The organism is Kitasatospora sp. NPDC054768 (genome assembly GCF_053612025.1).
Genome location: NZ_JBSHBN010000001.1, coordinates 68850 through 87396 on the forward strand (window position 1 = coordinate 68850; position 18547 = coordinate 87396).

Consider the following 18547-nt stretch of genomic DNA (forward strand, 5'->3'; position numbering starts at 1 on the left):
TCGGGCTCAGGGCGCGAAGGGCCCGAAGGTCGTGGCGGCGAGGCGGAGCGCCGGTGCCGGGGTGCCGGTCCCGGCGCCGACGGAGTAGACCAGCCTCCTGCGCAGGTCCGGGGTGGTGAAGAAGCCGTCGGAGTACCCGAGGTCGTGCCCGGTCTTGCCCCAGAGCACCGTGCCGTCCTGTAGGGGGATGGCCATCAGCCCGGCGCTGTAGCAGGCCCGTCCCTTGTCCGGACCGAACTGGCACTCGCCGGCTCCGCGCACGGGCAGCAGCCGGCCGGAGGCGTCCCGCGGCAGGGTGAGCAGGTCGTTCAGCTGCTGGGGCGGCAGGAGTTCGCCGTCCAGCAGGGCGCGCAGGAAGACGTCCAGGTCGGCCGGGGTGGACACCATCGACTCCGAGTTGCCGCCCTGCTCGGAGACGTCGATCGGGGCGCCGGCCCTGTCGGTGAAGTAGCCGGTCAGGTGGGGCTCGGGCATCGTCGGCCTGCCTTCCGGCACCTCGGTGTGCCGCAGGCCGAGCGGCTTCAGGATGCGGGCCGTCACCTCTTCCCTGATCGTGTGCCTGGTCACCTGCTCGATGATCCGGCCCGCCAGCCGGTAGTTGAAGTTGTTGTACTCCTGGGCGGAGCCCGGGGCGAAGGACGGAGTGACCTCGTGCCCGTCCTCGGGGTGGAGCGTCTTCTGGACGACCTGGTCGAGCGTCTCCAGCCCGAAGCGGCGCGCTATCAGTTCGTCGGGATCCTGGGTGTTCGGACCCTCGACGGCCTGTGGCAGTCCGCTGGTGTGGTCGAGGAGTTGACGGACGGTGATCGGCAGGGTGAAGTCGGCGGGCAGCGTGCCGGGCAGGTACCGCTGGACGGTGCCGTCCAGGGAGATCCGCTGTTCGGCGGCGAGCTGGAGCACCACCGCGGCGACGAAGGTCTTGTTGATGCTGCCGATCCGGAACGCGGCGTTCGACGCCACCGGCCGCCCGCTCACCGGATCGCCGGCACTGCCGCGCCAGGCCCGGCCGTCGACCGTCACCCGGGCGATCACGCCCGCCGCAGGGTCCCCCGGCCGGTGGGCGATCGCGGCATCGAGGACGACCGGATCGGGACCGCCGGGCGGCGCCTGGCCGAGGGCGGGTGCGGCAGGCACGGCCGTGAGGAGCAGGGCGGCGAGGCCGAGCGCGAGGGCGGCGGGCTTGGTGACGGGCATGAGTTCTCCGGTGTCGTGAGGACGGGTGAGGGGCGGAGTGATCCGCCCCGGAGAACACGAAATTGACGGGCGTTCAGTTGCATCCGGTCGGCGCGGAGGTGGAGATCGTGGTCGTGGAACACGGTGGAGACTCCCTTCCACGGCGGCCCGGATGGCCGCCGTCGCGGTGACTCCAAGACTGATCGCCGGAACCCCGTTCGCGCATGTGCCGATCGGCAGGAATTCCGCCGGAAAGTGACCGGGCCTCCCCTGCCGATCGGCAGGGGAGGCCCGGGGCGCGGGACGGCGCGGGGTGCGGCGGGGTGCGGCGGGGCCGGGGCCTAGACCCGGGCCGGGAGCCGGGTGCAGACCGCTCCCGTCATCAGCGGGGCGGGCTCGGCGCCCAGGGTGGCGAGGGTGAACGCGGTGGTCAGCGCGCTGATGTCGCGGGACTCGCGGATCAGCAGGTGGTTGGCGCCCGGAGCCTCGTACCGCGCGAGGTCCGGGACGACCCGCCGGGCGCGCAGCGCGTACTCCAGGGACTGGGTGGCACTGGCCGAGCTGTGGTCCCCGGTGCCGTGGACGATCAGCACCCGCCGCCCGGCCAGCTGGTCGACCGGATCGCCGCTGGGCAGCCAGGGAGCGATCCCGGCGACGCCGACCACCGACGGGTGCCCGGCGCACCAGAAGGCGGCCCGCCCGCCCAGCGAGTTGCCGATCAGGACGACGGGCCTGCCCGGGTACAGCCGGGCCAGCTCGTCGAGCGCCCAGCGGGTGTCGACGGCGGTGTCGGCGTCGGCGCCGTTCCAGCCGCCGTGGCGGTAGCGCAGCAGGTGCACCGCGAGGCCGTGCGGCCGGCCGCGGTCGGTGAGCTCGGTGGCCAGGTCCCGCAGGCCCAGCTCGGCGACCTTCAGCGGTGCTCGCCGACTGCGGAGGAAGCCGCCCGGCAGCAGCAGGGCGATGCCGTCGACCGGCCCCTCTCCCTGTCGTGCGGTCAGCTCTGCGGTGCGCGGACGCTGCGCTCGGAACACGCGAAATCCCTCCTGATGTGTACAGGCGGATTCTACGGTTCCGAGGACGGGTCCCGGTGCGCGAGGAGGGACCACAGGACCCAGCCGGAGACCCGGGTGCGCACCACCATGACCTTCGCCCAGCGGGCGCCGAGCGGTGAGGTCCAGGTGTCCACGACCTCGACCCGGTCACCCGAACGGGCTAACCCGACGACGGTCTCCTCGCCGAAGTGGTCGACCCGGACGTTGGCGGCGTTGGCCGACACCTCCCACCAGCCCGCGCCGAGCTCGGGCGGCAGGTCGGTGCCCGCCGTGACGGCCGCCGGGATGAGCAGGATGCCCAGTGCGACCACGGTGGCCGCCGCACGGCCGATCACGGCCACGGGAACCTCCGAGCGGCGTTCCGTGCGGTGCTGTGTGCGGGCAGCGGCGGTGGCGTCGGGATCGGGGGAGGCATGTACAGCAGAACGAGCCGACCGGGCGTCCGCGTACAGTCCGGTGCCGAGGTTGACCCGGTCGGCGCAGCACGGCGCGCGGACCCGGTGCCGCCGGTGCTGCGACGGATGCCCGGCGCATGTCAACGGTCGCACCGTGGCGCAGGGTTGGCGCGCCCTGGCGGGCGGCCGTCGAGTCGACCGGTGCGCTCGGGGTGGGGCCGCGGCCTCGGTCACGCGGCCCCGGTCACTCGGCGTGCTGCTCCGGCAGGAGTTTCTCCCGGGTCTCCCGGAGGAACGCCGCGACGACGTCCGCATCGGCGAGGACGCGGGTGACGACCCGTTCGCCCGGGATCAGTTCGGTGCGCGCCGTGATCCGGAGCTCGCGCGTGTTCTCGGCGGTGACGTCCTGGAGGTCGCTCCACGGCAGCGGGGCCGTGCGGTGGTCGCTGCCGGGGTCGACGAGGAGTCCCTCGGGCAGCACGCCGAGCACCGTCCCGAATACGACGTGCCCCTCTTCCTCGAACCGCTCGTGCAGCGGCGCGGTGCAGCGCGGCATCAGGCCCGCGCGGATGGCCTCGGCCAGCCCCGGTTCGTAACGGCCCGCCAGTTTCGAGACCACGAAGGGGGTTTCACGGCCGCGCGCCAGGATGACGACGCGGCCGAAGTGCTCGATGCTCAGGTTGCCGCGGAATTCCGTCCGGGAGGGTATGTACTCGTAGCTCTCGATGGCCTCCCAGGGCAGGGCGCGGAAGTCGCCGCCGGCGTGGTGGAGGACGAGGCCGCCCTCGTAGCGCGCCACGGCGACCAGCCCGGAGCGCGGCGGCACGTTCTTGTAGGCCCAGGCGGCCGCTGTCACGGCGGCGACCGCGAGGACGGCGCCCCACCAGGTCCAGCCGGAGGCGGCGATGACGAGGATGCCGGGCAGTCCCAGGCCCCATTTGCCCACGCCGTCGCCGATCCGGCGGCTCGTCCGGTACAGCCGCCGCCGTTCACCCATGCCCGCCTCGGCCGCGACCTGGTCGCAGCGGGTGGCACCGCTCATCGCTGACTCCCCTCGGCTTTCGAGCGCGCCAGTCTAGCCAGGGCGGCTGGGTGGTCGGGTCGGGTGGGTTTCGAAAACCGTTGCGCGCAAAGGGTGGTAACACTGTTTCCCGTCGGTTACGTTGTTACCCATGAGCACGCCCTACCAGGACGCGCAGCGGGTCGGCCAGGATGCCGTGCGCGCCGTGATCCTCGACCGCGCCATCGCCCTCCTCGTCGCAGAAGGCCCCGCCGCACTGACCGTGCGCCGGATCGCCGCCGAGATCGGCTCCTCGACCAAGGTGCTGTACACGATGTTCGGCGGGAAGGAGGGGCTGCTGGACGCGCTGTACCGGGAGGGCTTCGCGCGGCTGCGCCGGGCACAGGAGCAAGTCCCATGCGGGGTCGACCCGTTGGCCTATCTGACCGAGCTCGGCCGGGCCTACCGGGAGCGGGCGATCGCCGAACCCGCCTACTACCGGGTGATGTTCGAGCAGCCGGTCCCCGGATCCCGCCCTGGCGCCGCGGCGTTGGCCGTCGCGGACGGCGCGTTCGGTGCCTCGGTGGCCGCCGTGGAGGCCTGCATCGCGGCCGGGGTCTTCCGGCCCGGCGACGCCCGCGAGGTCTCCAAGCTCTTCTGGGCGGCCACCCACGGCGCGGTGAGCCTGGAACTCGCCGGCCACTTCGCGCCGGCCGAGGCCGGGGCGCGCTACGAGGCGCTGATGGCCGCACTGGGACGGGCCTTCGCCGCCGCCATCCCATCACCTGACGAGAGGTCGACACCATGAGCACCGACGGCCCGGACCGTGGCGGCACGAGCCGCAACCGCTTCCTGCGCGGGAACTTCGCCCCGGTGACCGAGGAGGTCACCGCCCACGACCTGCCCGTCACCGGCCGCATACCGGCCCACCTCGACGGGCGCTACCTGCGCAACGGCCCCAATCCGCTGGGCATCGAGGATCCGGCCGCGCACCTGTGGACCCTCGGCGCGGGCATGGTGCACGGTGTCCGGATCCGGGACGGGCGCGCCGAGTGGTACCGCAACCGCTGGGTCCGCTCCGGTGCGGTCGCCGACCGGCTCGGCGAGCCCCGGCGCGGCACGCCCGTCGACGAGCGGCTGGACATCTCCCCCAACGTGCAGGTCGCGGGCCTCGCCGGGCGCACCTACGCGCTGATCGAGGGCGGCATCCGCCCGTACGAACTCACCTACGAGCTGGACACGGTGGGGCCGTGCGAACTGGGCGCCACGCCGGAGGGGTTCTCCGCCAACGCCCACTCGATCCTCGACCCGCACAGCGGGGAACTGCACTCGCTGGCCTTCCGGTACGGCTCCGACCAGGTGCAGCACATCGTGATGGACGCCGCCGGTGCCGTCCGGCGCAGCACGTTGATCGAGGTGCCCGGGAACCCGTACATGCACGACTTCGCGCTCACCGAGCGGTTCGTGCTGCTGTACGACACGCCGGTGGTGTTCAGCGCGGCGCACCTGGCCACCGGGGTGCCCTTCACCTGGGACGGGCGGCGCGCCGCGCGGATCGGGGTGATGCCGCGCGAGGGCGGCGCGGTGCGGTGGTTCGAGCTCGCGCCGCACCTGGTCGGCCACACCCTCAACGCGTACGAGCGGACGGCGGACTCACTGGTGGTCGACGTCGTGCGGCACCCGCCGGGCATCGACCTGCGCGACATCGGCGCGAGCCGGCCCACGCTCGACCGCTGGACGATCGACCTGGCGGCGGGGACGGTGCGGGAGGAGCGGCTGGACGACCGGGTCCAGGAATTCCCGCGCGTCAACTCCCTTCACACCGGCCGCCCTTACCGCTACGGCTACGCGGCCGCCGTCGAGCTCTACGCGCCGCCGAACGGCCCCGGGGACGACCGCCCGGACGAGGGCTTCAGCAACGCCCTGCTCAAGCACGATCTGAGCCGGGGGACCGTCGAGGCCCACGAGTTCGGGCGCGACGGGGCGGTGGGCGAGGCGGTGTTCGTCGCCGCCGAGTCGCCGACGGCGGAGGACGACGGGTATCTGATGGCGTACGTCCACGACCCGGACCGGGGAGCGGCGGACCTGGTGATCCTCGCCGCCCAGGACTTCACCGGCGAGCCCGTGGCCCGCATCCACCTGCCGGTGCGGGTGCCCCTGGGCCTGCACGGCAACTGGGTGCCGGGTGGGGAACCGGGCCGAGGCTGAGGGGCCAATATGTGCCCGCCAGGGAGGCCGTGCCGGGAGGCCGTTCAGGGCGCGCCCGTGGGCAGGCCGCTGGGCCGGGCGGAGAGCCGGGCGGAGAGCCGGGCGCGGCCCGGGAGGGGTCAGCGGGGCCGGGTGGCGCGGAGGGAGTAGGACTGCGGCGCGGGGGAGCCGGCGGGGACGCGGAAGTGGGCGTGGGCGTGCTCGTGGAGGAAGTCCAGGCGCAGGCCGGCGTCGGCCAGGGCGGTGACGACCTCGCCGAGGCCGTGCTGCCACTGGACGGTGACGGTGGAGTCGAGCCGGGCGTCCGGGTCGGCGTAGGTGCCGGGGTAGTCGACGACGATCGGGGTGCGCTCGAAGTAGTCCTCCTCGAAGCTGCGCCCGTCGTCGGCGAGGACGTCGGCCACCGGGTGGTGCTCGGCGAGGTAGAGGAAGCCGCCGGGGGCGAGGAGCGCGGCGACCGTCCGGGCCCAGCGGGTGAGGTCGGGGAGCCAGCAGAGCGCGCCGAAACCGGTGTAGACGATGTCGTACGTCCGTCCGTCGAGTGCCTCGGCGGCCTCGTAGACGTCGGAGGTGACGAACCGGGCCTCGTCGGCGCCGATCCGGGCGGCGAGGTCGGCGGCGGCCGCGACGGCCGGGGCGGAGAAGTCGAGCCCGGTGACGACGGCGCCGCGGCGGGCCCAGGAGAGGGTGTCGAGCCCGAGGTGGCACTGGAGGTGGAGCAGCGTGCGACCGGTGACGTCGCCGACCTCGGCGGGCTCGTAGTCCTGGAGGGTGTCACGGCCCGCGACGAAGCCGGGCAGGTCGTAGAACGGGCCGGTGGCGTGGACGGGCACGCGCTCGTCCCAGTTCGCACGGTTGGCGGTGCGCCAGTCGGGGATGGCGGGGGTCGCGGTCATGTCGGGCAACGCTAGCCAGCGCCCCAGCGGCCGGCAATCGATTTCCGCCGGTCGGACGGCGGTCGGACGGAGGTCGGACGGGGGCGGGCAGGGGGCGTACGGAGGCCGGACAGGGCCGACGGTGGACGGGGCGCGGACGGGCGGCAGCCGGCGCGCGGAGGGAGGATTCGTCACGGTTCCGGCGCTCGGGACCTGGTATGTGCGGGTCATGGCCGGGGTTTTCCCTGCTCTTTGTTCCGGATCATGGCGCGCTCTGCGACGATCCGATGATCGTCGCCCCGACGCGGTGGGCGGCGCGTCGCAGGGGAGAGACCGGCATGGCCGTTCGGCCCGAGGACACTGTCGTCCGGGCGAGGTGGGGAGCCAGGTTCGCCTGGGACAAGGAGACCTGGATGGTGGTCTCCGGCGGGGTGCTGGGGGCGATGTTCGCGAGCATGGGGCTCGCGGTGCTGTTCGGCCCGGCGAACGGGTTCGGCGGCGAGAGCCTCGCGTACATGGGGATCATCAGCATCCTCGGGCTGATGCCCTGTGGTGCGGGCTTCGTCTGGGCGCTGATCCACCCGAAGGCCGGGTTCCCCTCGGCCGCGGTCGGGGCGCTGGTGGGGCTCACGATCTTCGTCGGCTTCGCCGGGGACGGCCTCAACGACTCCTGGAAGGCGCCGCTGGACCGGCCCTCCACGGTCCGTGCGGTGGGCAGCTGGACCAGCGGGGACCTCGTGGTGCGGGTCCGTCCGGACCTGGTGGTGGCCTACCGCAGCGCCACCGGGGCCGTCGCCTGGAGCTGGTCCCCGCCCGGGCAGGACACGGTGTGCGCGATGAGCCGGGGCACCGGGCCCGACGGGACGGCCCGCGGCGACGCCCTCGGCCTGATCGGCCACTCGCCGCACGACGGGCCCTGCTCCGCCGTCACCGCGCTCGACCTCGCCGACGGCCGGGAGGGCTGGACCGCCACCGTGGACGCGCCCGCCCGGGACGGGGACGACGCGACGCCGGACGTGGTCGCGGTGGCCGGGCAGCAGGCCCTGCTCCAGGAGAAGGCCGGCTGGCGCGCCGTACGGCTGACGGACGGCCGGGACGTCTGGCACAGCGCGGCCGATCCCGGCTGCGCCCCGCTGCAGGTCGCGGGCGGCCCCGGGGACGCCGTCACGGTCGCGCAGTGCGGCGACGCCGCTCCCGTGCTGCGCTCGCTGGCCCCGGCGGACGGCCGGGAGCAGCAGCGGATCGCGTTGCCCGCGGCGGGCGGGCTGAAGAACCTCGCGGTGGTGTCGGTCGACCCGCTCGCGGTGTGGGTGGACGCCCAGGCCGAGCGCGGCACCCACGCGGTGCTCAGCTACGACCGGACCGGCCGGCAGCGGGCGGCGATACCGGTCGCCGGGGACGAGTACGACCTGGACGTGATGCTGGGCGGGCTGCACGCCTTCGACGAGTTCACCGCCCGGCCGCTGTTCGGCGGGGCGGTGGTGGGGGACCTGTTCGTCGTGCCGGGGGAGAAGCCCGGCGACATCGGCATCAGCGGCGGCAAGCACCCCAGCCGGACCGCCACCGGCCGGCTGCTGGCGTACTCGCTCACGGACGGCGGCAGGCGCTGGACGGCGGGGCTGGACGACCAGGTGACCGGCCTGGTGGTGGACGGCGGCTCGGTGTGGGCGATGACCCGGGGCCGGGTGACCAGGGTGGAGGTGGCGACCGGGCGGCAGAGCGCCGTGCTGGACGTCAACGACACCGCGTCGCTCTACCCGGTGGACCTGTCGGTGTCGGGCCCGGAGCGGTTCACGGTGGTCGCGGAGGACGGGACCCGGGACGAGCCGCCGGTGCGGGTGCTGAGCTGAGGCCCGCACCCGGAACACCGGTAACGGACCGTCACCGCAACGGGCGGTGGCGGGGCGGCCGGTGACGCCGGGTGACCGCCGTGGGCGGGGCGCCGGGCGACCGCGGTGGCCGGGGACGGCGGTCCGGCACGGCCGCGCGGCGCCCGATCACCAGGGGAGGCGGCCCTCGCGATCCGCCCGGCCGCCCTCGACGGGCCCGCCACCGGAGGACCTGAGCCTTCCGGGCGGTTGTGTCACGCTGGTGGGGGAGCACCGCCGAGATCGGGAGACTCGTGATGGCCGAGATCAGGGTGAACGGGGTGGCGCTGCACTACGAGGCCCGTGGTGAGGGCCCCGGCGTCGTCCTGGTGCACGGTTCCTGGAGCGATGCGGACTCCTGGGCGCGGGTGCTGCCGGGCCTGGCCGAGTCCACCACCGCGGTCGCCTACGACCGCCGGGGGCACAGTCGCAGCGAGGACCCGCTCACCCAGGGTTCGGTGCACGAGGACGCGGCCGACCTGGCCGGGCTGATCCAGGGGCTGGGCCTGGCGCCCGCCTTCGCCTATGGCGACTCCTACGGGGCACTGGTCACCCTCCGGCTCGCCGCCGCCCGGCCCGACCTGCTGCGCGGGATCGCCGTGCACGAGCCGCCGGGGACCGGCATCCTGCTCGCGGACCCGGACCTGCGCCCGATCGGCACCGCCTTCGCCGGCCGGATCGCCGCCGTCCGGGAGCTGCTGGAGCAGGCGGAGTCGGCCGCCGCCGCCGAACTGTACGTGGACAGCCTCGCCCTCGGCCCCGGCGCCTGGGAGCAGCTGCCCGCGCCGGTCCGGCACACCTACATCCGCAATGCGCCCACCTACCTGGACGAGCTGCGCGACCCGGACGCGCTCGACCTCGACCTCACCGGGCTGTCCCGGTTCGGCGAGCCCGCGCTGCTCACCCAGAGCGACGACAGCGCCCCGATGTTCGGCGAGGTGCTGGACCTGATCGACCTCGCCCTGCCCAAGCCGGAACGCCACCTGTACGCGGGCGCCGGGCACGCCCCGCACCTCTCGCAGCCGGAGGAGTGGGTGCGCGTGGTGTTGCCGAGGGCGCTGGGCTGAGGCGCGCCGTCGCGGTTGCGGCCGGCCGACCCCCCACCGGGGACGGGGCGGCCCGGGCGGGCGTCGGCCGCGGCCCTACCGGTCGGCGGCGGCCCTACCGGTCGCCGGCGCCCCAGCCGTCGTCCGGCAGGTCGCCGTCCGGCGCGGGGCACTCGACGTGCTCGAAGCCCCACAGCACCGCCTTGTGCAGCACCCACTCCGGAAGCGGCGGCCGGTCGTAGCCGTCGCGGTCGGTGAGCACCAGCTCGACCCGGACCTCCTCGGCCGGCGAGAACTCCAGGTTCCGCTGGCCCGGGAGGTTCTCGTACGTCACCGTCCGCCAGCTGTGGCCGGTGGCGGTCAGCGCCGCCATCAGGTCCCGCTCGGAGACGTGGGTGTCGAGCGTCACCGATCCGCCGCCCGGCCGGGGGAGGTCGAGCTCGCCGTGCCAGACCGGCAGCGACAGCGCGTGGAGCCGGCGGCAGCGGCAGAACACCGTCTGCACGTCGCCCCAGCCGAAGGCGTGCGGCCACCGGTGGCCGCGGTGGACGCGGCCGCCGTCCCACGGATCGCCGTAGTGGGCGGCGAGTTCGGGCAGCGAGGCGCCGTAGCGCAGCTCGCCGAGGCCGCCGGTGGTGGCCAGGCCGGTGACGAGCGGGAGGAAGCCCGTCAGCCCAGGCACCCGCGCACCGCCTCGATCAGGCGGTTCGCCCGGGCGTCGCCGTGGCCGATCATCCGGTTGGCGACGTAGCCGAAGCCGACGCCGAACTCGTCGTCCCCGAAGGCGAACTGGCCGCCGGCGCCGTCGTTGCCGAAGCTGCGCGCGCCGAGCAGCGGGCGGAAGGCGGGGGAGTCCAGCAGCAGGCCGGAGCCCCAGCGGGCGCCCAGGTCGAAGCCCAGGAAGCCCGCTCCGGAGGAGACTTCGCGCACCGCGTCGGTCACGGTGTCGGGGGAGAGCAGCCGCTCGCCGCCGTCCAGGCCGGTGGCCGCCGCCGCGTAGAGGCCCGCCAGACCGGTGGCCGAGGCGACGGCGCCCGCGCCGGGCAGCTCGATCGCGTGCAGGTCCGGGTCGTTCCAGCCGTGCGGCACGTCCAGGCCGGGGAAGACCAGGGCGCCGTTCATGGTGACGATCCGGGTGAGCAGGTGCTCCGGGCCCGGCATCGGACGGCGGCCATCGGCCTCCACCAGCCGTGCCAGGCGCGGCAGTTCGCTCTCCGGCAGGCCGATCCGGACCGGCAGCCCGAGCGGCTCGGCGATCTCCTCGCGCAGGAACACGCCCGGGGTCAGCCCGGTGATCCGGCGGATCACCTCGCCGACCGCGAAGCCGAACACATGGCCGTGGTACTCGTGGGTGGAGTCCGGCTCCCAGAGCGGCCGCTGCGCCTCGATCGCCCGGATCACCGGATCCCAGGCGGCGACCTCCTCGAAGGAGAGCGTCGCGTCCAGGGCCGGGAGGCCGGCGCGGTGGCCGAGGATCATCCGGGTGGTGACGGCCTGCTTGCCGTTCCGGGCGAACTCCGGCCAGTAGCGGGCGACCGGCGCGTCCAGGTCGAGCCGGCCCTGCTGGGCGAGCAGGTGCGCGGAGATGCTCACCGGGCCCTTGGCGCAGGAGAACACCGGTACGACGGTGTCCTGCGTCCAGGCCCGGCCGGTGCGGTCGTCGGCCGTGCCGCCCCACAGCTCGACCACCTTCCGGCCGCCGGAGAACACCGTGACGGCGGCGCCCAGTTCGGGGAACTCGGTGAAGTTGGCGGCGAAGGCGTCCGCGACGGCGCCGAAGCGCTCGTCGGCCCAGCCGTGGTGCTGCTGCATGATGTGGTGCCCCGTTCTGCCCTCAAGATCGACCGAACCACGCTACGGGAGCCGGGCGGCCGTGACGAGGGGATTTCACCAGGCCGGGACTGGTGGGACGGATGTGGCAGACTCGTCTGCCGGAACGGAGGAGGGGAGCTGGTGGATCGCGACGCGCTGACCGCGCTCTGGGAGCGGCGGTGGCCCGGCACGGAGCCCGTCGGGCACGAGATCGACAGCCGGGCACGGGACGTCTGGGTGCGCTTCCACAGCCTGCCGGAGTCCAAGCGGTACCCCGACGACGAGCGCGAGTACGCGATCGTCCTGGAACGCCACAACACCGTGCTGGACGAGCTGTTCGCCGGCGCCGAGGTGTACGTCCTCACGCCCAGGTGGACGAGCAGGACGAGCGTCCCCCGCATGCGCCGGGACGCGAGGCACTGGCGCACCTGGCTCCAGAGCGACGACCCCGAGCCGGAGTTCCGCACCTACTGCCACGTCTTCGTGGAGCGGCGGCAGTGGCGGCGGGGCGGCCTGGACCGGCTGCTGCGCCGGGTCGCCGACGAGCGGGAGGCCGGGGTGATCGTCACGGACACCGGGATGCGGCGGCTGTACCACCCGTACGACGGCGGCGCGGACGTCCACCTGGCCACACCGGAGGAGCGCGACCGGTTGAAGGAGCGGCACGCCGACTGGCTGTCGCGGCACCCGGACGGCTGGTGAGCGGCGGGTCGGGGCGAAGGCTTGCCGTGGCCGTCGTCCGCCCCGCAGAGTGTCGGGAGCGCGTTGACGATCACGCGCGCCGGCAGCTCGGCTGCCGCAGTGGGCAAGGGAGCGGGACATGGCCGTCAGTCTGAGCAAGGTCGAGCGGAGCGCACCCGGGCTGGTGAGCCTCTACAAGACGGCCGGCGCCTCGGTCGAGCGGCGCGGGCTGAACGGCCGGCGGCTGGCTGTGTACCTGGTGGTCGACTACTCCGGTTCGATGCGGCCCTACTACAAGGACGGCAGCGTCCAGGCGCTCGCCGACCGGGTGCTGGGGCTGTCGGCCCACCTGGACGACGACGGGAGCGTGCCGGTCGTCTTCTTCTCCACCGAGGTCGACGCCCAGGCCGAGATCGCCCTGACGGACCACGCGGGCTGGATCGACCGGATCGTCGCGGGCCTCGGGCACATGGGGAAGACCAGCTACCACCTGGCGATGGACGCGGTGGTCCGGCACTACCGGGAGAGCGGGGCCACGGCGCCGGCCTTCGTCCTGTTCCAGACGGACGGCGGCCCGATCAGCAAGAGCGCGGCGGAGAAGCGGCTGTGCGAGGCGGCGACGCTGCCGATCTTCTGGCAGTTCATCGGCTTCGGGGACCCGGACGGCAGGCAGTTCGACTTCCTGCGGAAGCTGGACGAACTGCCCGTCCCGGAGAAGCGGCCGATCGACAACGCGGGCTTCGTCCACCTGGGGCGCGATCCCCGGACGGTCTCCGACGAGGAGCTGTACGACCTGCTGCTCGCCGAGCTGCCGAGCTGGCTCGCGGCCGCCCGGTCCCAGGGCATCGTCCCGGAGCAACCGGCGCCGCAACCGCAACCGCAACCGCAACCGCAGCCGCAGCCGCAGCCGACGGCGGCCCCGGCGGTCCCGCCGACGGAGCGCCGGGGCTTCTGGGCCACCCTGACCGGGGGCCCGGGGAAGCGGAGCCGGCGCGGTGAGGCGGGGAGGGGGGAGGGGGCGGGCGTCGACGGCCTGGACGAAGGCGGTCCGTGAGGAACGGTGTCGCCGCCGTCTACCGGGCCCCTGGCCTGGGCAGGCTCGGACGGACAGCGCCAGCGAAAGGGGCCAACGATGGCCGCAGTTCACGAATCCGTCCTCGACGCGATCGGCGGGACGCCGCTGATCCGCCTCGCCCGGCTCGGCGCCGGGATCGCCGCGCCGATCTACGCCAAGGCGGAGTTCCTCAGCATCGGCGGCAGCGTCAAGGACCGCGCCGCACTGTCGATGGTGCTGGCCGCCGAGCGGGACGGCCTGCTGAGGCCGGGCGGGACGATCATCGAGGCGACCTCCGGCAACACCGGCATCGGCCTGGCGATCGTCGGCCGGCAGCGCGGGTACCGGGTGATCGCCGGGGTGGCGGACAAGGCGGCGGCCGAGAAGGCGGACATCCTGCGCGCGTACGGCGCCGAGGTGGTGCTCGCGCCGACCTTGGTGCCCCAGGAGGACCCGAGGCACCTGTTCAAGGTGGTCCAGCGGCTGGCCGAGGAGATCCCCGGTGCCTGGCTGGCCAACCAGTACGACAACCTGGCCAATCCTGACGCGCACGTCCGGACCACCGGCCCCGAGATCTGGGAGCAGACCGGCGGCCGGGTCACCCACTTCGTCGCGGGCGTCGGTACCGGCGGCACCATCACCGGTACCGGCGGATACCTGAAGGAGGCCTCCGGCGGCACGGTGACCGTGGTCGGCGCGGACCCGGAGTCCTCCTCGTACGGGGGCGGGGACGGCAGCCCGTGGTTCGTCGAAAGCATCGGGCACTTCCTCCACCCCGAAACCGTCGAGGACCGCTGGCCGCAGGCCTACCGGTCGGAGGTGATCGACTCCTTCGAGCGGATCCAGGACCGCGAGTCGCTGCTGACGGCGCGCCGGCTCGCGCGCGAGGAGGGCCTGCTGGCCGGCCCGTCCTCCGGCACGGCGGTCGCGGCGGCGCTGCGGGTGGCGCGGACGCTCGGGCCGGACGACCTGGTCGTGGTGGTGCTGCCCGACTCGGGCCGCTCCTACCTGTCCAAGGTGCACAGTGACGCGTGGATGCGGGAGTGGGGCTTCCTGGAGGAGGAGGCGGAGGGCCTGCGCCCGTTGCTGGAGGCGGCCGGGCCGCTGGTGACGGTCGACGCCGGCACCACCGTCGGCGAGGCGGCCCGGGCGCTGCGGGACGCGCCGGGCGGCGTCGCCCCGGCGGTGCTGGCGCGGCCGGCGCGCCCGTTCGGGGTGAACGCGACCGAGGTGGCGGGCTCGGTGTCCCGGGAGGTGCTGACGGCGGCGCTCGCGGACGGCAGGGCCGAGCCGGAGGACCCGCTGGGCGCGCTGCTCGGGCCGGCGCTGCCGACGGTCGGCGTCGGGCAGTCGGCGGCCGAGGCGCGGGCGGCGCTGGCGGGCGGGCGCCCCGCGGTGCTGGTGCTGCTGGACGGCCGGGTGGCGGGGCTGCTGACCAGGGAGGTCCTCACGGGCTGATGGTTCGTCAGTTGTCGCCCGTCGGCATCAGGATGGCGGAGATCACCCGGTCCAGGGTGCGGTCGAACGCCCGGTCCGGGTCGGCGGGCGGGCCCGCGGCGGCGAAGGCCTGGGCCAGGTGCGGGAATTCACCGCTCGCCGCCGCCCGGCCGAGGTAACCGACCAGCTCGGACTGCCACTTGGCGCCCGCGGCCGCCGTCCGCTCGAACTGGGCGAACTGGGCGATGAAGCCGTTGATCAGGGCCATCGCCTCCATCCGGTCGCTCCCGCCGAGGCCGGTGGGGGCGGTGGCGGCGAGGAAGTGGTCGGTGTAGCGCAGGGCGTTGGGGCCGATGCCGGGGCGGGCCAGCACCAGCGCGGGCAGCCAGGGGTGGCGGCGGAAGATGCCGAGCTGCTGGTGGGCGAGGTCGGCGAGGTCGGCCCGGACGTCGCCGCTCGGCGCGGCCGGGAACCGGTACTCGGCGGCGGCCGCGTCGAGCATCAGGTCGAGCAGGTGCTCCTTCTTCGGCACGTAGTTGTAGAGCGACATGGTGCCCGCGCCGAGCGCCGCCGCGACCCGCCGCATGGAGACCGCGTCCAGGCCCTCGGCGTCGGCGATCCCGATGGCCGCGGCGGCGATCGAGTCGCGGCTGTGGGCCGGGCGCGGGCCGCGGCCGGTGCGCTCGGGGCGCAGCCAGATCACTTCGGGGGCCTCGGGGGGCGTGGGCTTGCTGGACGCCGGCGCGGACCCGCCCGGTGCGGGCGTGCTGGACGGCGTGGGCTTGCTGGACGGCACTGGAAGATCACCTCGTTTTCCCCATCGTAGATACGTACGGCGTACGTAGTAGGATGCGCCTGCGCGCGCTTCTACGTACGCTGTACCTAGAGAGGGGCAGAGCCATGTCCGACACCGCCCGACCCGCCATCGAGATGGCGGGCGTGGAGAAACGCTTCGGCGCCACCGAGGCCCTGCGCGGCCTCGACCTCGCCGTCCCGGCCGGCACCGTCTGCGGCCTGCTCGGCCCCAACGGCGCCGGCAAGACCACCGCCGTCCGCGTCCTCGCCACCCTGGTCGCCCCCGACCGCGGCACCGCCAGGGTTGCCGGACACGACGTCGTCCGCGCCGCCGAGGACGTCCGCCGCGCCATCGGCCTCGCCGGGCAGCACGCCGCCGTCGACGAGGGCGTCACCGGCCGCGACAACCTCCGCCTGCTCGGCCGGCTGCACCACCTCGGCGCCCGCCGGGCCCGGGAGCGCGCCGACGAACTGCTCACCCGCTTCGGCCTCGCCGAGGCCGCCGACCGGCTCGTGCGCACCTACTCCGGCGGCATGCGCCGACGCCTCGACCTCATCGCCAGCCTGGTCACCAGCCCGCCGGTGCTCTTCCTGGACGAGCCCACCACCGGGCTCGACCCGCGCAGTCGACAGGCGATCTGGGACACCGTCAAGGAGCTCGCGGACGGCGGCACCACCGTGCTGCTCACCACCCAGTACCTGGAGGAGGCCGACCGGCTCGCCGACGACATCGTGGTGGTCGACCACGGCGCCGCCATCGCCACCGGGCCGCCCGACCGCCTCAAGGCGGCGATCGGCAGCCAGGTCTCCGTCACCCTGGCCGACCCCGGACAACTCGCCGCCACCGCCGTCGTGCTGTCCTCGATGACCGGGGGCGACGCCCGGGTGGACGTCGCCGAGCGGACCGTCGCGGTGCTGACCACGCCCGGCGTGTCCGTCCTGCTGCCGTCGCTGGTCCGGGAGTTGGACGGCGCCGGGGTCGTCGCGCAGGACGTCGCGGTGCGGGCGCCCTCGCTGGACGACGTGTTCCTCGCGCTCACCCAGGAGTCCGCGGACGCCGGGAGGGCCGCCCGGTGACCACTGCGCACATCGCCCCGGCGCGACCGTCCGGCATCGGCCGGCTCGCCACCGGCACCTGGACCTCGGTGCTCCGCGTCCTGCTCAACTACCGCCACTCACCGGGCCTGTTGGCCGCCTCCCTGGGCGTGCCGGTGGTGATGGTGGTGGTCTTCGGCTACGTCCTCGGCAGTGCCATGCAGGTGCCGGGCGGCGGCGACTACCGGGAGTTCCTGATGCCCGGCCTGTTCGCCATGGTGGCCACCAACGGCATCATGCCGACCATGGTCGGCGCCGCCCGCGACGTCTCGCGCGGAGTCACCGACCGGCTGCGCTCCATGCCCGTCTCGCGCACCGGGCTGCTGCTCGGGCAGACCCTCGCCGACCTGCTGGTCAGCATGGTCGTCCTGGCCCTGCTGGCCCTGGTCGGGCTCGCCACCGGCTGGCAGGCCCGGAACGGACTCGCCGACGCGGCAGGGGCGTTCGCGCTGCTGCTGCTCTTCCGATTCGTGATGACCTGGGTCGGCACCCTGCTCGGCCTGGCCGTCGGCAAGGAGGAGGCGGCCGGTCAGCTGTCCGTGGCGGTCTTCCCGCTGGCGATGATCACCAACGCGTACGTGCCGACCGGCGGCATGCCCGGCTGGCTGCGGTTCCTCGCCGACTGGAACCCGGTCAGCTCCGTCGTCCAGGCCTGCCGGGAACTGTTCGGCAACCCCTCGGCGGCCGGTTCCGCCTGGCCCACACAGCACGCCGTCCTCGCCGCACTGCTCTGGAGCGCGTTGCTGCTGGCAGTCTGCATGCCGCTCGCCGTACGGAAGTTCGCCACTCACGGGCGGTGATCCGCCGGGTTCCGGCACTCCCGCCAAATGTGCTGGACAGCGGAGCCGGTGTGGTCTTGGGTGGGGCGCCATGGAGTACACCCACCTCGGCCGCACCGGCCTGACCGTCTCCCGCCTCTGCCTCGGCACCATGAACTTCGGCCCCCACACCGAGGAGGCCGAGGCCCACCGCCTCATGGACACCGCCCACGAGCGCGGCATCAACTTCTTCGACACCGCCAACACCTACGGCCGCGACAGCGAGGGCCGGCTGCGGGGGCGGACCGAGGAGATCATCGGCCGCTGGTTCGCCAAGGGCGGCGGACGCCGCGAGCGCACCGTCCTCGCCACCAAGGCCTACGGCGACATGGGCGACTGGCCCAACGAGAGCAAGCTCTCCGCGCTCGCCATCCGCAAGGCCGTCGAGGCCAGCCTGCGCCGCCTCCAGACCGACCACATCGACCTCTACCAGATGCACCACATCGACCGGGCCACGCCCTGGGAGGAGATCTGGCAGGCGATGGAGGTCCTGGTCGCCCAGGGCAAGATCGTCTACGTGGGCTCCAGCAACTTCGCCGGCTGGCACATCGCCCAGGCCCAGGAGACCGCCCGCGCCCGCCACTTCCTCGGCCTGGTCAGCGAGCAGTCCCTCTACAACCTGCTCGACCGCGCCATCGAGCTCGAAGTCGTCCCCGCCCTCCAGCACTACGGGCTCGGGCTGATCCCGTGGTCCCCGCTGCGCAGCGGCCTGCTCGGCGGCGTCCTGCGCAAGGAGCGCGAGGGCACCCGCGACCGCAGCGCCATGCCCTACGCCGGCGAACTCCTCGCCAAGCACCGCGACCGCATCCAGGCCTACGAGGACTTCGCCGCCGAACTCGGCGCCGACCCCGCCGACCTCGCCCTTGCCTGGCTCCTCTCCCGCCCGGCCGTCACGGCCCCCATCATCGGCCCCCGCACCCCGGCCCACCTCGACGCCGCCATCGGCGCGTTCGACCTCAAGCTCGACCAGAAGACCCTCGACCACCTCGACGAGCTCTTCCCGGGCCACCGGCCCGCCCCGGAGGACTACGCCTGGTAGGCCGTCCGCGTCCGGCCCCGGCCCCTTCGTCGGGCGCCGGGGCCCCGCGCGTACCCGCGGGAGCCGGCCGCGGACCGGCACCCCCGGCCTCGGGTGTCGTCAACCCGCCCGCACAGTAGCCGAATTGTGAGGGTGGCGAGCCTTGACCGGGCCGCCCGGCACTGGTCTAGTCACCGCTTACATGGGCAAGGGTACGGGG

The 18547-nt window shown here is 74.2% G+C and carries 17 protein-coding genes and 1 pseudogene; 10 read left to right on the forward strand and 8 right to left on the reverse strand.

All coding sequences use genetic code 11. The features are described 5' to 3' along the window. Window positions 1–6: 6 nt before the first annotated feature. The 4 genes from ACWGKU_RS00320 to ACWGKU_RS00335 form a co-directional block, all read right to left on the reverse strand. Window positions 7–1194, reverse strand: coding sequence for a serine hydrolase domain-containing protein (locus tag ACWGKU_RS00320; RefSeq protein WP_452178135.1), 1188 nt, complete (start codon window positions 1192–1194; stop codon window positions 7–9). Window positions 1195–1514: 320 nt separating this feature from the next. Then, window positions 1515–2204 carry an alpha/beta hydrolase gene (locus tag ACWGKU_RS00325; RefSeq protein ID WP_452178136.1) on the reverse strand — a complete coding sequence of 230 codons (690 nt, stop codon included), beginning with the start codon at window positions 2202–2204 and terminating at the stop codon, window positions 1515–1517. A gap of 32 nt (window positions 2205–2236) precedes the next feature. Next, the gene (locus tag ACWGKU_RS00330; protein WP_359897392.1) at window positions 2237–2566 is read right to left on the reverse strand and encodes a hypothetical protein; all 330 of its coding nucleotides are present in this window, start codon (window positions 2564–2566) and stop codon (window positions 2237–2239) included. Between the two features lie 298 nt (window positions 2567–2864). After that, a complete protein-coding gene (locus ACWGKU_RS00335) occupies window positions 2865–3662 on the reverse strand; it encodes a hypothetical protein (RefSeq protein ID WP_452178137.1) in 798 nt (265 codons plus the stop codon). A gap of 130 nt (window positions 3663–3792) precedes the next feature. Between ACWGKU_RS00335 and ACWGKU_RS00340 the strand changes: the two genes are divergently transcribed. After that, a complete protein-coding gene (locus tag ACWGKU_RS00340; RefSeq protein ID WP_452178138.1) occupies window positions 3793–4428 on the forward strand; it encodes a TetR/AcrR family transcriptional regulator in 636 nt (211 codons plus the stop codon). Beyond that, complete coding sequence (locus tag ACWGKU_RS00345; RefSeq protein WP_452178139.1) at window positions 4425–5828, forward strand: carotenoid oxygenase family protein; 1404 nt, start codon at window positions 4425–4427, stop codon at window positions 5826–5828. The genes ACWGKU_RS00340 and ACWGKU_RS00345 overlap by 4 nt, the downstream gene beginning before the upstream one ends. Before the next feature lie 119 nt (window positions 5829–5947). On the opposite strand, the gene ACWGKU_RS00350 is transcribed toward ACWGKU_RS00345, so the two are convergent. Then, window positions 5948–6724, reverse strand: a complete 777-nt coding sequence (locus ACWGKU_RS00350) for a class I SAM-dependent methyltransferase (protein ID WP_401050166.1) — start codon at window positions 6722–6724, stop codon at window positions 5948–5950. A 317-nt stretch (window positions 6725–7041) separates the two neighbouring features. On the opposite strand from ACWGKU_RS00350, the gene ACWGKU_RS00355 reads away from it, so the two are divergent. Further along, the gene (locus tag ACWGKU_RS00355) at window positions 7042–8553 is read left to right on the forward strand and encodes an outer membrane protein assembly factor BamB family protein (RefSeq protein ID WP_452178140.1); all 1512 of its coding nucleotides are present in this window, start codon (window positions 7042–7044) and stop codon (window positions 8551–8553) included. 275 nt (window positions 8554–8828) lie between these two features. Continuing rightward, window positions 8829–9638: an alpha/beta fold hydrolase gene (locus ACWGKU_RS00360; protein ID WP_380542756.1), complete on the forward strand. Its 810-nt coding sequence runs from the start codon at window positions 8829–8831 to the stop codon at window positions 9636–9638. A 94-nt stretch (window positions 9639–9732) separates the two neighbouring features. On the opposite strand, the gene ACWGKU_RS00365 is transcribed toward ACWGKU_RS00360, so the two are convergent. Continuing rightward, window positions 9733–10299, reverse strand: a complete 567-nt coding sequence (locus tag ACWGKU_RS00365) for a hypothetical protein (RefSeq protein ID WP_452178141.1) — start codon at window positions 10297–10299, stop codon at window positions 9733–9735. Next, on the reverse strand, window positions 10287–11429 hold the full coding sequence (locus ACWGKU_RS00370; protein ID WP_452178142.1) for a serine hydrolase domain-containing protein: 1143 nt from the start codon (window positions 11427–11429) through the stop codon (window positions 10287–10289). Before ACWGKU_RS00370 ends, ACWGKU_RS00365 begins: the two co-directional genes overlap by 13 nt. Window positions 11430–11570: 141 nt before the next feature. On the opposite strand from ACWGKU_RS00370, the gene ACWGKU_RS00375 reads away from it, so the two are divergent. The 3 genes and pseudogenes from ACWGKU_RS00375 (at window position 11571) to ACWGKU_RS00385 (ending at window position 14622) form a co-directional block, all read left to right on the forward strand. Continuing rightward, on the forward strand, window positions 11571–12131 hold the full coding sequence (locus tag ACWGKU_RS00375) for a DUF3885 domain-containing protein (RefSeq protein ID WP_401046077.1): 561 nt from the start codon (window positions 11571–11573) through the stop codon (window positions 12129–12131). 118 nt (window positions 12132–12249) lie between these two features. Continuing rightward, window positions 12250–12960 (forward strand): annotated as a pseudogene (locus ACWGKU_RS00380) (vWA domain-containing protein); the annotation flags it as partial. A gap of 282 nt (window positions 12961–13242) precedes the next feature. After that, the gene (locus ACWGKU_RS00385; RefSeq protein WP_452178143.1) at window positions 13243–14622 is read left to right on the forward strand and encodes a pyridoxal-phosphate dependent enzyme; all 1380 of its coding nucleotides are present in this window, start codon (window positions 13243–13245) and stop codon (window positions 14620–14622) included. Between the two features lie 7 nt (window positions 14623–14629). Here the strand turns inward: ACWGKU_RS00385 and ACWGKU_RS00390 are convergent, their stop codons facing one another. Next, window positions 14630–15397 carry a TetR/AcrR family transcriptional regulator gene (locus ACWGKU_RS00390; RefSeq protein ID WP_452178144.1) on the reverse strand — a complete coding sequence of 256 codons (768 nt, stop codon included), beginning with the start codon at window positions 15395–15397 and terminating at the stop codon, window positions 14630–14632. A gap of 104 nt (window positions 15398–15501) precedes the next feature. Between ACWGKU_RS00390 and ACWGKU_RS00395 the strand changes: the two genes are divergently transcribed. The 3 genes from ACWGKU_RS00395 to ACWGKU_RS00405 all read left to right on the forward strand — a co-directional run bounded on the left by ACWGKU_RS00395 (window position 15502) and on the right by ACWGKU_RS00405 (window position 18348). Then, window positions 15502–16473, forward strand: coding sequence for an ATP-binding cassette domain-containing protein (locus tag ACWGKU_RS00395; RefSeq protein ID WP_401046083.1), 972 nt, complete (start codon window positions 15502–15504; stop codon window positions 16471–16473). Further along, window positions 16470–17291, forward strand: coding sequence for an ABC transporter permease (locus ACWGKU_RS00400; protein WP_380542771.1), 822 nt, complete (start codon window positions 16470–16472; stop codon window positions 17289–17291). The genes ACWGKU_RS00395 and ACWGKU_RS00400 overlap by 4 nt, the downstream gene beginning before the upstream one ends. Before the next feature lie 70 nt (window positions 17292–17361). After that, complete coding sequence (locus tag ACWGKU_RS00405) at window positions 17362–18348, forward strand: aldo/keto reductase (protein ID WP_452178145.1); 987 nt, start codon at window positions 17362–17364, stop codon at window positions 18346–18348. The last annotated feature ends 199 nt before the right edge of the window (window positions 18349–18547 follow it).

Coding starts and splice junctions, on each gene's coding strand:
- ACWGKU_RS00320 (WP_452178135.1), bottom strand. CDS start 1,194: ATGCCCGTCACCAAGCCCGCCGCCCTCGCGCTCGGCCTCGCCGCCCTG.
- ACWGKU_RS00335 (WP_452178137.1), bottom strand. CDS start 3,662: ATGAGCGGTGCCACCCGCTGCGACCAGGTCGCGGCCGAGGCGGGCATG.
- ACWGKU_RS00340 (WP_452178138.1), top strand. CDS start 3,793: ATGAGCACGCCCTACCAGGACGCGCAGCGGGTCGGCCAGGATGCCGTG.
- ACWGKU_RS00345 (WP_452178139.1), top strand. CDS start 4,425: ATGAGCACCGACGGCCCGGACCGTGGCGGCACGAGCCGCAACCGCTTC.
- ACWGKU_RS00350 (WP_401050166.1), bottom strand. CDS start 6,724: ATGACCGCGACCCCCGCCATCCCCGACTGGCGCACCGCCAACCGTGCG.
- ACWGKU_RS00355 (WP_452178140.1), top strand. CDS start 7,042: ATGGCCGTTCGGCCCGAGGACACTGTCGTCCGGGCGAGGTGGGGAGCC.
- ACWGKU_RS00360 (WP_380542756.1), top strand. CDS start 8,829: ATGGCCGAGATCAGGGTGAACGGGGTGGCGCTGCACTACGAGGCCCGT.
- ACWGKU_RS00370 (WP_452178142.1), bottom strand. CDS start 11,429: ATGCAGCAGCACCACGGCTGGGCCGACGAGCGCTTCGGCGCCGTCGCG.
- ACWGKU_RS00385 (WP_452178143.1), top strand. CDS start 13,243: ATGGCCGCAGTTCACGAATCCGTCCTCGACGCGATCGGCGGGACGCCG.
- ACWGKU_RS00395 (WP_401046083.1), top strand. CDS start 15,502: ATGTCCGACACCGCCCGACCCGCCATCGAGATGGCGGGCGTGGAGAAA.
- ACWGKU_RS00405 (WP_452178145.1), top strand. CDS start 17,362: ATGGAGTACACCCACCTCGGCCGCACCGGCCTGACCGTCTCCCGCCTC.